The 12,695-nt window shown below is 43.2% G+C and carries 11 protein-coding genes; 5 read left to right on the forward strand and 6 right to left on the reverse strand.

Annotation, left to right across the window (positions count from 1 at the left end):
* Positions 1-78: 78 nt before the first annotated feature.
* From ACFSYC_RS16715 to ACFSYC_RS16725, 3 genes are all read right to left on the reverse strand, one after another.
* Entirely contained in the window at positions 79-1,116 is a 1,038-nt protein-coding gene (locus ACFSYC_RS16715; RefSeq protein WP_377129894.1) for a hypothetical protein, read from the reverse strand.
* Positions 1,117-1,178: 62 nt separating this feature from the next.
* Positions 1,179-3,311, reverse strand: coding sequence for an outer membrane protein assembly factor BamB family protein (locus tag ACFSYC_RS16720; protein WP_377129896.1), 2,133 nt, complete (start codon positions 3,309-3,311; stop codon positions 1,179-1,181).
* A gap of 63 nt (positions 3,312-3,374) precedes the next feature.
* The gene (locus tag ACFSYC_RS16725) at positions 3,375-4,733 is read right to left on the reverse strand and encodes a glutamine synthetase family protein (protein WP_377129898.1); all 1,359 of its coding nucleotides are present in this window, start codon (positions 4,731-4,733) and stop codon (positions 3,375-3,377) included.
* A 68-nt stretch (positions 4,734-4,801) separates the two neighbouring features.
* Between ACFSYC_RS16725 and ACFSYC_RS16730 the strand changes: the two genes are divergently transcribed.
* The gene (locus ACFSYC_RS16730) at positions 4,802-5,203 is read left to right on the forward strand and encodes a gamma-glutamylcyclotransferase family protein (RefSeq protein WP_377129900.1); all 402 of its coding nucleotides are present in this window, start codon (positions 4,802-4,804) and stop codon (positions 5,201-5,203) included.
* 46 nt (positions 5,204-5,249) lie between these two features.
* Here the strand turns inward: ACFSYC_RS16730 and ACFSYC_RS16735 are convergent, their stop codons facing one another.
* A complete protein-coding gene (locus ACFSYC_RS16735; protein WP_377129902.1) occupies positions 5,250-6,260 on the reverse strand; it encodes a glutamine synthetase beta-grasp domain-containing protein in 1,011 nt (336 codons plus the stop codon).
* Positions 6,261-6,718: 458 nt separating this feature from the next.
* On the opposite strand from ACFSYC_RS16735, the gene mdh reads away from it, so the two are divergent.
* Both mdh and ACFSYC_RS16745 read left to right on the forward strand, forming a co-directional pair.
* Positions 6,719-7,657, forward strand: coding sequence for a malate dehydrogenase (gene mdh, locus ACFSYC_RS16740; RefSeq protein ID WP_377129904.1), 939 nt, complete (start codon positions 6,719-6,721; stop codon positions 7,655-7,657).
* Between the two features lie 112 nt (positions 7,658-7,769).
* A complete protein-coding gene (locus ACFSYC_RS16745; RefSeq protein ID WP_377129905.1) occupies positions 7,770-8,159 on the forward strand; it encodes a hypothetical protein in 390 nt (129 codons plus the stop codon).
* A 36-nt stretch (positions 8,160-8,195) separates the two neighbouring features.
* Here ACFSYC_RS16745 and ACFSYC_RS16750 read toward each other — a convergent pair whose 3' ends face one another.
* Together ACFSYC_RS16750 and ACFSYC_RS16755 are read right to left on the reverse strand one after the other, a co-directional pair.
* A complete protein-coding gene (locus ACFSYC_RS16750) occupies positions 8,196-8,687 on the reverse strand; it encodes a gamma-glutamylcyclotransferase family protein (RefSeq protein ID WP_377129907.1) in 492 nt (163 codons plus the stop codon).
* 65 nt (positions 8,688-8,752) lie between these two features.
* The gene (locus tag ACFSYC_RS16755; protein ID WP_377129909.1) at positions 8,753-9,874 is read right to left on the reverse strand and encodes a Gfo/Idh/MocA family protein; all 1,122 of its coding nucleotides are present in this window, start codon (positions 9,872-9,874) and stop codon (positions 8,753-8,755) included.
* 271 nt (positions 9,875-10,145) lie between these two features.
* On the opposite strand from ACFSYC_RS16755, the gene ACFSYC_RS16760 reads away from it, so the two are divergent.
* Together ACFSYC_RS16760 and ACFSYC_RS16765 are read left to right on the forward strand one after the other, a co-directional pair.
* The gene (locus ACFSYC_RS16760) at positions 10,146-11,453 is read left to right on the forward strand and encodes a cytochrome ubiquinol oxidase subunit I (protein ID WP_377129911.1); all 1,308 of its coding nucleotides are present in this window, start codon (positions 10,146-10,148) and stop codon (positions 11,451-11,453) included.
* Positions 11,454-11,509: 56 nt separating this feature from the next.
* On the forward strand, positions 11,510-12,526 hold the full coding sequence (locus ACFSYC_RS16765; protein WP_377129912.1) for a cytochrome d ubiquinol oxidase subunit II: 1,017 nt from the start codon (positions 11,510-11,512) through the stop codon (positions 12,524-12,526).
* Positions 12,527-12,695: the final 169 nt, after the last annotated feature.

Consider the following 12,695-nt stretch of genomic DNA (forward strand, 5'->3'; position numbering starts at 1 on the left):
ATTTAATTCTAACAGATTAGCTATTCAAATGTAATTCATAGTCGCTAAATACCACTAACCTGGATGTGTTATCACAGATCAGCTTAAATTCAAAGCTTTTATAATTTTATCAGCATCGAAATCTCTGTCGACGGATGGCAGATACAGATCAAAAGCCTCGGCTTGTAGCTTTTTAGCATATTGATCGCTAAAAAAGTATTTACCGTCTTTTATCACATAATTTAATATAAAAAAGCGATAAGCTTCTTTCAAGAATCTTATCTCGTTAGCCGTTAATGGATTTACTTCATGATACTCTTGTAAAAACATGATAAAGCGTTCTTCCATCAAGGTTTTTATACCATAACTAAATACGGTGCGGTCGCCAACATCAGATACTACCCTGCTCAGGAAATAAAAATCCAGGATCCGGTAACTCATCCTGAACCAATCGTAATCCCAACGCGAATAAAGGTTCAAATTTTGATCAACCGAAAAATTACCAATATTCCAGTCGATAAAAACCGGGATGATCTCAAACGAGCTCATGTTGTATTTAGAACGGTTACGCAAAAAAGTTTCACAGTGAAATCGCAAAAAGTCTACCTGCATAGCCGAGCCAAACTTTTTCTCGTTGATCTCTAGCTGATGCATCAGCGAGTAAATATCTGTCCGTAGGGTCTTTGATGACTTTGGCAGAACGCTCTTAACGCGACTGCAGGCCTTGTGAAACTTCCCTACTTGCTGTCCCAACTTCCTGATGTGGTCTTCGTCTAAACGGCGGGGCATACGGTCAAATATGCGGGTGGGGTTGTAAAATACTACCCAGGCGTCGTCTTGCTTAAATTTATAGTGGTAAATATATACCCGGTTATTTTTTAACAGAGATTTCGACAGAAAATTCTCGAACGGATAAAGCAGGTTATTTGACACCGCTTGTATAATGCGATGATCTTCTTTAAAATGCTCAAACTTACCAAAATGCGATAGCTTGGCAATAACAATATCATCATCGGTAAAAGTTACCTTAAATACCCGATTTGTTGATACCATCGCACTGATGTCTTCAATCGCTTTTATGGTTTTTGAAGCGTCGTAGCCTTCCCACGCTTTTTGTATGATTACAGGATAGTCCATTCGGTTTATAAATTCAACGGACCGCAAAGATATGATAGAAATTATTTACTATGGATGATTTTTTAATTATCCTTTGTGCCTGGTATTGCAAAGGCCACATAAGCATCGCCGGAGCGTGTGCCTAACTTGCCACCGCCGCAAGCTATTATCAAATATTTTTTACCATGCACCTGGTAAATACTTGGGGTTGCAAACCCCGCCGCCGGCAGTTTTGCTTCCCAGAGCAGTTTGCCGTTCCGTTTATCAAAAGCGCGAATCTTTTCGTCCCTGGTAGCTGCTATAAATACCAACCCTCCTGCGGTAACTACCGGGCCCCCATAATTTTCTGTCCCGGTTATCGGGTAACCTTGCTTGCTTAGATTTTCGTCTTCGCCCAAAGGGATCTTCCAGGCAATTTTACCGGTATTTAGGTTGATCGCATTAAGCGTACCCCAGGGCGGCGATATGGCGGGCAGCCCCTCTTTGGTTAAAAACTTATTGTAACCCGTCATCTGGTACGGCAAATCAAGATAAGGATCAAGCGGTGCCGGGCTGGTAAATTTGCGCTCACCCTCTTTTTGGTTACTCGTAACAAAGGCGATAACAGCCTCCCGCTCTTGCTTGCCCAGCTCCTTAAATGCAGGCATCATTCGCCTGCCGGTTTCCAGCAAACCCATAATTTGTTCGGCGGTATATTTTTTCTCTATGCCGATTAGTGTCGGGTTATTACCAGACCCTTCCCTGTTCTGTCCGTGGCAGCTCATACAATTCTTAGCAAATAGTCGCTCGCCTGCTGTGGCAAAGCTTTCCACTTTACCAGGCGCCTTTGGTGCGTCTATCATGGTCAATATCCACGGCACCTCGTTAGCGTTGATGTAAAGCAAACCGGTTTGCGGGTCGTAAGCCGGGCCGCCCCACTCGGGGCCACCATCAAAACCGGGGAAGATCACTGAGGGCTGTTTACCAGGGGGCAAAAACATATTGCCGTAACGATAGCTTTTTAAACGCCCGAGCACCTCTACTTTTGATTGTTCTGAGATATATGGATTAATGTCTTTCTCTGTAAAGTTTTGGCGCACAAAAGGCTCGGGCAATGTAGGGAATGGCTGTGTGGGCCAAACTTTTTCGCCATCCAATTCGCTGGTGGTTGGCACCGGTTTTTCTTTGACGGGGTACAGCGACTTCCCTGTAACCCTGTCCAATATAAAGAGAAACCCATGTTTGGTGGGTTGAGCCACCGCGTCTATCAGTTTACCATTTCGCCTAATAGTAACCAATGCAGGCGCGGTAGGCAGATCCTTATCCCAAAGGTCATGATGAATTACCTGGTAATGCCACTTTAACTTACCCGTGGCAGCGTCAAGCGCCAGCAAGCTATTGGCGAAAAGCCCTTTACCCTTACGCTTACCGCCATAAAAATCGAACGATGCCGAGCCTGTTGGCGCATATATTATACCGCGTTTCTCGTCCATGCTAAAACCCGCCCAACAGTTGGCGCCGCCTATGTATTTCCAGGCATCCTTATCTTCCCAGGTATTATAGCCAAACTCGCCGGGGTGCGGTATAGTGTGAAATATCCAGCGCAGTTTGCCCGTACGCACATCAAATGCGCGGACACTGCCGGGGGCGGCATTAGCGCTTTCGTTAACGCGGCTGCCTAAAATGTACAGGTCCCTATAAATTATGCCGGGCGTGGTACCGGCAACATACCAATTTTTGTTGTTCAGCTCCAGGTTGTCATGCAAATCAATGGCCCCATCCTTGCCGAAGCTCTTTACCAGCCGCCCGGTTTGGGCGTTAACTGCATATAAGTTTGAGCCGGCACAATATAAGATCCGCTTATCGGCACCACTTTGCCAGTATGTTACGCCGCGGTTATTATTTATGCCAAGGTTTTCTTTTTTAGCCAGCTGATCTTCGGCGTTGAATTTCCACTTTAGAACACCGGTAGACGCGTTTAAAGCCACCAGACTTAAACGCGGCGTAGTGCCGTATAAAACACCATCGACAATAATAGGGTTGCATTGTATTTGCGACCCGCCCCTGGCATCGGCATCTTCGGTATGGTAGGTCCAGGCCACCTGTAACTGCTTAACGTTTTTAGTATTAACTTGCTTTAGCGCCGAGTACCTGATAAATTTTTTTGAACCGCCATAAACTTCCCAGGTTGTGTTTTGGGTTGATTGCGCTTTTGCGCTGCATAAATTTGCAAGCACAGCAAAAACTAACAAATAAGGTTTAACCTGCTGAGTAAAGCGCATTTATACGGGATAACAGTTTTAAATTATCTCAAAGTATCGTTTAAGCTCCCAATCGGTCACACTTTTGGCAAATTGCTTGCACTCCCACAAACGGGTTTGCGTAAAGTGGTCAACAAAATCATCGCCAAATAACTCTTTAGCCACTGTCGAATTTTTCATATCCATAGCTGCCTCAAACAAATTAGGCCTGATGCTGCCATTGGCCATATTTAGATAACCATTGCCTGTAGTCGGCGGCACATCAAGGCTCAATTTGTGCTTAATACCATAAAGGCCAGAAGCTAAAGCCGCCGCCATAACCAAATATGGATTAGTATCAGCGCCCGGGATGCGTGTTTCTAAACGGGTATATCCTTTCGACGAATTGATCACCCTGAACGCAGTTGTACGGTTCTCTACCGCCCAGGTAATGGTCGTTGGCGCCCAGGCACCCTCAACCAAACGTTTAAAGCTATTAATGGTAGGCGCATACATTGGTAAAATATGCGGCAGGCAATACATTTGGCCCGCAAGGTATTGTTTATGCAACTCGCTCATTTTAAGCTGGTCGGCATCATTATGGAATAGATTTTCCGTCTGATCTTTGCTCCAGAGGCTTTGGTGTACGTGGCCGCCGCAACCAGGCAGGCTCTCGTTCCATTTAGCCATAAAGCTGGCCATAATACCATGCTGATAAGCTATCTCTTTAACAGCGGTTTTAAATAACGCGGCACGGTCGGCAGCCTCTAAAACATGACTGTGCATAATAGCGCCTTCATATACACCCGGACCTGTTTCTGTATGGAAACCTTCTAAAGGCACATTAAACTCTGCCAGTTGATCTACTAAACGATCGCAAAAATCAGCGTTCTCTGAGGTACGTAGTATAGAATACCCAAACATCCCCGGTGTAAGCGGCTCCAGGTTGGTAAAGCTTTTATCCTGCAGGCTCTGCGGCGTTTCACGGAAATTGAACCATTCAAACTCCTGCGCAAACTCGGGGTGATAACCTAAATCTTCGCATTCTTTAGTAATGCGCTTAAGTAAGCTACGTGGGCAGGCAGAAAGCCCCTTGCCGTCGGCATCGCTAAAATCTCCTATAAAAAATGGAATATCATCCTGCCATGGCACAGTGCGGAACGTTGATAAATCAATATGGCAGGCTTTATCCGGGTAACCTGTGTGCCAGCCGGTAAGTTTAACATCGTCATAAACAACATCGCTGCTATCCCAGCCAAAAACCACATCGCAAAAACCATAACCACTTTTTAATCCGTCTAAAAACTTTTTAGTGTGAATGATCTTTCCGCGCAATACACCGTCGATATCTGCGAAGGCAAATTTTACCTTTTGTATATTGTTTTCTTGAAGATATGCAGTAATTTGATGTTCGTTCATGGGTGTAGGTAATTTCATTTCAATATTAAGCAAGATAGGCAACCTAACCTAAAATTTATACGATAAATATGATAAATGACCTTTTGTTTGTGTACGGCACATTACTAAACACCGACAACGAATTTGCCCGCTATTTAAAAAGCAACGCTAAGTTTCACGGCGCCGGGAAATTTATAGGGAGACTATATGACATTGGAGAGTATCCTGGCGCTACAACCGGCACAACCCAGGATTACGAAATAAAAGGAGACATATACCAGTTAACGTCCTTTAACGCCTTGGTAATTCTTGACAATTATGAAGGCTATGGTGCCGATCAGGATCAGCCAAATTTATATATCCGTGAGCTTTTACCTGTAAAAACCACCGCAGGTATCGTTGATTGCTGGATTTATTTATATAATCTGCCAGTTGATGGTTTGGTGGAGATTAAGGGTGGAGATTATCAAACCTACCTGAAACAAAAATAGCGATGGGATTACCCATCGCTATTAAATTATATCTGTTTAGCTGAAATTAAACTACAGCAGTTTTTACAGTTTTGATGATCACTGCAGCTACTTTATATGGATCGGCAGCCGAGTTAGGGCGACGATCTTCTAAATAACCACTCCATTGGTGATCTACAACGTAAAGTGGGATACGGATAGAAGCACCACGATCTGATACCCCATAGCTAAAGTCGTGGATTGAAGCAGTTTCGTGTTTACCTGTTAAACGTTGATCGTTGTCAGCACCATATACAGCAATACACTCAGCAACAGCTGGACGGAAAGACTCGCAAACAGCTTTAAATTTCTCTTCGCTGTTAGCAGTACGCAATAATGTGTTTGAGAAGTTAGCGTGCATACCAGAACCGTTCCAGTCTAATGTACCTAACGGTTTGCAATGCCAGTTAATTGAGATTCCGTATTTCTCGCCTATTCTTTCTAGTAAATAACGCGCAACCCAAATCTGGTCACCAGCTTCTTTAGCGCCTTTAGCGAAGATCTGGAATTCCCACTGACCGGCAGCAACCTCCGCGTTGATACCTTCAACATTTAAGCCAGCCTCTAAACATACGTCTAAGTGCTCTTCAACAATTTCGCGACCATATGCATTGTTAGCACCCACTGAACAGTAGTAAGGGCCTTGTGGTGCAGGCCAACCTACTTGCGGGAAACCTAGTGGTTTGTTGGTAGCAGGGTCCCAAAGGAAATATTCTTGCTCAAAACCAAACCAAAAATCGTTATCATCATCCTCAATAAGCGCACGGCCGTTTGACTCATGTGGCTGACCTTTAGAATCTAAAACTTCGCACATTACTAAGAATGCGTCTTTTCTTCCCGGATCAGGGCAAGTAAAAACTGGTTTTAAGATACAATCTGATGAACCACCTGGTGCCTGCTCGGTAGATGAACCGTCAAAGCTCCAGTTCTCAAGATCTTCAACTTTACCGCTAAATGATTTTACAATTTTTGTTTTGCTACGCAGGCTTTGTGTCGGTTTGTAACCATCAAGCCAGATGTACTCGAGTTTAGTTGCCATGTTTTAACTTAAATTTATATTGTTTGATTTGGATTATACTTTTTAGCTTGTTAACTACTAATATGGTAGCAAATTTATAATAACATTTCTATTTTCTATAAAATTTGTCAAAAAAAGTTGAAAAAAGTTCAAATTGTCACAATAAAATCTTTTAACAAACATAAATAATTCAAAAAAGGGTAGTAAAAACGCCATTTATTGGCCTTTTTGTAAATTCGAGACAATTATCCGACAGTAGAAATACCAAATTCGTAATTATTTAACCGGGCAGATAAAATTATTACAAAAGGGAAAACAGATGTCGCCGTTTTCTAATATTCAGCTAAAAGTGACAATTATGCCTAAACTTTAGGCATTTTTTATTAAAATTGCGCACAATTAATCTTTCTAATTATCAATTTATTATGATGCAGGCAATACCTTGGTATAACGGGTATCATAACCTATAAATCAACGCTATGAAAATTACAGTAATTGGTGCCGGAGCAGTTGGCGCTACATGTGCGGACAACATCGCAAGAAAAGAACTGGCCGAAGAGCTAATTTTATTAGACATCCGCGAGGGTTTTGCCGAAGGTAAGGCTATCGACATGATGCAAACCTCTGCCCTGTTAGAGTTTGACACTAAAATTAAAGGTGTCACTAACGACTATGCTGCAACTGCCGACTCGGAAGTTGTTGTTATCACATCGGGCCTGCCACGTAAACCGGGTATGACCCGCGAGGAATTGATTGGCACCAACGCCGGTATTGTAAAGAGCGTTACAGAAAACGTTTTAAAATACTCGCCAAACACCATCATCATTGTGGTATCAAACCCAATGGATACTATGAACTACTTAACACTGAAAACTTCGGGCTTACCTAAAAATCGTATTTTAGGTATGGGTGGCGCGTTAGATTCAGCCCGTTTTAAATATTACCTGAGCCAGGAATTAGGCTGCTCGCCGGCTGATTTGAACGCTGTAGTAATTGGCGGCCACGGTGATACCACCATGATTCCGTTAATTAAACACGCAACCTGGAACAGCACCCCAGTTACACAGTTTTTAAGCGAAGAGCAGCAAGACAAAATTGTTAAAGCTACTATGGTTGGCGGTGCTACTTTAACCGGTTTAATCGGCACGTCTGCATGGTATGCACCGGGTGCTGGTACCGCGTTTATGGTTGAAGCTATTGTTCGCGATCAGAAAAAACTGTTATCATGCGGTGTGGCTCTTGAGGGCGAATACGGCCAAAGCGATATCTCATTGGTTGTTCCTGTGGTATTAGGTAAAAACGGTTGGGAAAAAATAGTTGATTACAAAATATCTGCCGACGAACAAGCTACCTTTAATAAAAGCGCTGACGCGGTACGTGCAATGAACCAGGTATTGGTTGATAGCAAGTTTATATAAACAGCTATTATAAATAAGTATAAGGTCCCGGTAATACTGCCGGGACCTTTTTTTGTGCCCTTATTAAACCTTACCTTGTATATTTACTCTTACTGATACAATTTTAAACGACATGAAAAAATTACTATTAATAGCAGGTTTACTGACCGGGTCAGCTTTATTTGCAAACGCACAGCTACTAGATAAATCGCCAGAGAAGCGGGTGAACCATCAGATGAAGGCATTAGAGAAAAATTTAAAGCTTGATGCCAGCCAGTCTGAAAAGATCACAAACATATTAACCGCCAGAGCGGGCAAAGTTGATAGCCTAAAAGCCAATAACGCCGATAAAAAGGCTAACAGAAAAGCTTTGAAGGCATTGGCTCAAACATCCGAAGAAAAGATCAACAGCGTATTGACGGCTGATCAGCAAAAAAGCTACGCCAAACTAAAAGAAACCAGGAAAGCTAAAGCCAAAAAGCAAGGCAACGCTGCAATGGACGAACCAAGCATAAAATCGTAATAAAAATGCCTTCCGAAAACCGGGAGGCATTTTTATTTATAAACTGTTGAGTCGCCGTTGTTTTCTATCCTCATCGGGGTCAACCTTGCAGGGCATCAGCTTTATTTGGGTGATATAAGCTTCGGGCAGCCCCGCGTCTGTAGCCAGCTTCAATATTTTAGTATGATACCAATCATAGGGCAATAAGTGAGTGGTAAGCGCATGCGGCTGTGTTACAAAAACTTCGGCATGGTACATATTGTCAAAACTGTCAAAACATAACACGGTTTCAAGTTTAAAGTTACTGCTCCAGGTGGGGTCATAAAAATCGCCGCGCTCTTCATCATCCAGTTCAATCAATACGCCCCAAACCATGGCGTCGGGTTCATAAGATTTTACGACATTAGCTTTCGCCGACTCGTCTTCACCGTTGCTGTTAAACACCAAATTATAGCCGGGCAATTTAGCAACACCAATTTTTTTGGCAGACGGAACGGTCTTTGCAAACTTGTCCACGTTCATGTTGCCAGCGTATGCAAATAGTATCATAAGTGTTTTAATAGATGGTAACTATTAAACGCACGTTACTACGACATTGTTATACTGCTTATTAGCTATACGAGTTTCAGTTCAACTTTTTTACCGGTTTTTACTGCCAAGTATATCGCATCAATTATTTTCAAATCTCTTACCGCCTCATTGCCATCTACCGGGACAATTGGCTGTTTGCCGTTTAGTATAATTTCAGAAAATTCGTCCATCTGTACGGTTTGATGGGTGGTTACAGGCTGGGTAAGCTCCCCTTTATGGGTACGCCCTTTTATTGGCCCATAACCCGTTGATGGTAACATTTCGGCCCAGCCCCTGTCGCCGTCAAGGAAAAACTTATCGAGGTTATTCATAGTATAGGTAGACAGACATGACGCAACAGCGCCGCTAGGGAACCCAAATTGAAATTGGATGGTCTCATCGACACCCTCTTTAAATCTAATAGGGTCTGTTTTGGTTTCCTGGGCAGTTACCCATATTGGGTCCTCGCCTACCATGTATCGCGCGCCATTGATGGCATATATACCGATATCCATCAAGGAACCGCCGCCGGCCAGCTCTTTGTTTAGCCGCCATTGCTTTGGGTCGCCAATATTAAATCCGCACAAGCCCTGAAAGAACCTGATCTTGCCAAAATCGCCAGCCTTACGCATCCGTATAACCTCTAATGTTTTTGGCTCAAAGTGCATACGGTAGCCTACCAGTAGCTTCACCCCTGCCTTATTACAGGCATCAACCATCTCTTGCCCTTGTTTAGCATTGAGCGCCATAGGCTTTTCGCAAATTACATGCTTACCTGCTTTGGCTATCCGCAGCGCCTGGTCATGGTGCAGCGCGTTTGGGGTTGTTATGTATATAGCATCAATATCGGGGTTGTTTTTTACCTCATCAAAGGTTTGATAGTTGTAACAGTTTTTAGCGGGTATGGCAAAACTATCCTGCCAATTGGTTAACTTTTTGGGGGTGCCGCTTATGGCGCCTACCAGTTTAGCTTTAGTACAATATTGCATGGCACCTGCAACACGGGTACCATAACCGCCTAAACCCATAATGGCCACGCGCAATACCGGGCCATCGTAAACATCATGTGGTGCTGCATTACCATTAGCCCATGTTTTAACTGATGCCAATTGCAAGGCAACTGCCGACAGCCCTACCTTCTGCAGAAATTTGCGACGTGAATTCATAAAGATTTTTATTGGTTTATATACTAAAGGTAATCAATTAAATAAAGTTTTGGGGTTGGAAATAAATTTGTCGAGCGGGGTAATTTGTGACGGCCTAATAGCCAATTCAATCTTAAAATTCCAAAATTAGCAAAGCTACACCACAAACGCCAAATCACCCAAATTAGCCAGCAATTTAAAAACGTTATGTATTAAATTAATCCACAGGTATTCAAGTATCCTTTAGCTATAAGCATTTATCTTTGAGCATTCGGGTTTATCACAACATAACATGGACGATTTTTTAGCTGCCAGATCGCAAATGGCCCTATCACTGGGCTTTCATATTATTTATTCTTGTATTGGTATGGTTATGCCAGTATTTATGGCCATATCGCATTATAAATATATCAAAACCAAAAATCCGGTTTATAAAAACATCACCCAGGCCTGGAGCAAGGGCGTGGCAATATTCTTTGCCACCGGCGCGGTATCGGGCACCATGCTTTCGTTTGAGTTGGGTTTGCTATGGCCTAAATTTATGGAGCATGCAGGCCCAATATTTGGAATGCCCTTTTCGTTAGAAGGTATCGCCTTTTTTATTGAGGCAATAGCGCTGGGTTTCTTTCTATACGGCTGGAACAGGTTTAACAAATGGTTTCACTGGTTCACAGGCGTATTGGTGGGTGTAAGCGGTATTCTATCAGGGATATTGGTAGTGTCGGCTAATGCCTGGATGAACAGCCCTTCGGGCTTTGATTATATCAATGGCAAATACACCAACATAGATCCTGTAAAGGCCATGTTTAACGACGCCTGGTTCTCAGAGTCGCTGCACATGACAATTGCTGCATTCGCCGCCACCGGTTTTGCGGTTGCGGGTATCCACGCGCTGATGATCTACCGCAAGCAGAACATTCTCTTTCATACCAAATCTTTCAAGATCGCTATTATTTTTGGTTCGATAGCTGCCATCTTGCAGCCGCTGAGTGGCGATATATCTGCAAAGCACGCTGCCAAACGGCAGCCGGCTAAACTGGCAGCCATGGAAGCTTACTTTCATACGCAGGAATACGCGCCTTTAATTATTGGTGGAATACCTGATACAGTAGCTAAAAAAGTAAACTACGGTATTGAAATACCGGGCATGTTAAGCTTTTTAGTGCATGACAATTTTAAACAGGAGGTTAAGGCTTTAGATACCATCCCTTTTAAAAACCAACCAAACGTAGCAATTACACACTACGCGTTCCAATTAATGGTAGGCTTGGGGATGATTATGATGGCAATGGGCGCGCTTTACCTTATTGCTACGCTTAAAATGCGCCAATGGTTGAATAAAGGCTGGTTTTTAAAGCTGTATGTTTTTGGCACCCCGCTGGGTTTTATCGCGCTTGAAGCAGGTTGGACAGTGACCGAAGTTGGCCGCCAACCCTGGATCATCCAGGACGTTATGCGCACCGCCGATGCAGTTACTCCTATGCCGGGCATTCAGTACTCCTTTTACCTTTTTAGCTTCATATATTTTACGCTGAGCCTTGCCGTTATATTTTTACTGCAACGGCAAATTAAAATGGTACCGGAGCTTTATGATAAATAATAGCGATTGTTGCCAGGCATGAAGCACTGACAAAAAAAATAACTAATCAACTTAAAATGCTAACAGTAGTTATCATCTTCTTAGCCTTAGCTATCCTGCTTTACTTCTTGCTGGGTGGTGCTGATTTTGGCGCGGGCATTATTGAGCTTTTTACATCACGCCGCAATAAGGAACGCACGCGTGCAACCATGTACCAGGCTATTGGGCCCATATGGGAGGCTAACCACATGTGGGTTATCATAGCCGTGGTGATATTATTTGTGGGTTTCCCGGAAATTTACAGTAAAATGTGCACTTACCTACACATCCCCATATTGGCGCTGCTTTTAGGCATTATAGCCCGCGGCACCGCCTTTACGTTTAGAAACTACGATGCCATTAAGGGTGAGCGTACACAGGCGCTTTACAACAGCATATTTGTGTACTCCAGCTTTTTAACGCCCCTGTTTTTGGGCATCATTGCAGGCAGCGCCATTTCGCGGAAAATTGATTTTGAAGCTACCGATTTTATGACTGCTTACATTTATAGTTGGTGCAACTGGTTTAGTATTGCGGTGGGTTTATTTACAGTTGCCTTATGTGGATTTTTAGCGGCTATTTACCTTGTAGGCGAAGCTACCGAAGAGAATGAGGTGAAACGCTTTATCCGCAAGGCTAAGGTGCTTAACGCGGTAGCTGTTTTTTGTGGGGGATTAGTTTTTGTGGCCGCCGAGACCAGCGGCATCCCCATGGCCCAATGGATTTTTGGTAATGTGGTGAGTCTGTCTGCAGTTATGGCGGCTTCTGCATCATTGGTATTGTTATGGATTGTGGTAGCCGGCGGACACCGCCAATTACCCCGAATTTTTGCGGCTTTCCAGGTAAGTATGATACTATTATCTGTTGGTTTTACGCATTTTCCTAACTTTTTAATGGAAAAAAACGGTCATAATTTATCATTAATAAGCACCCACGCCAATATGAAAACTATCGAAACGCTGGGTACTGCATTATTACTGGGCAGCTTGTTTATATTACCTGCTTTAGGGTATCTGTATTATAGTTTCCGGGGCAGGCAAAACGAGCAGCATTAAAAACTTAAAAGCTGCGGTTGTTTTGCAATTTAAGGCAAGCAATTGGCACCGTTATTTGGTGACTTGCAACTTGTGACTTGTCCTGAAATAGGTTTACACATTAAAGTGTAAACGATGAACAAAATTAAAGAAGAAAAGATCATTGAGGATCATTTAAGCGAAGGCATAA

Source organism: Mucilaginibacter antarcticus, from assembly GCF_042686155.1.
Lineage (GTDB): Bacteria > Bacteroidota > Bacteroidia > Sphingobacteriales > Sphingobacteriaceae > Mucilaginibacter > Mucilaginibacter antarcticus.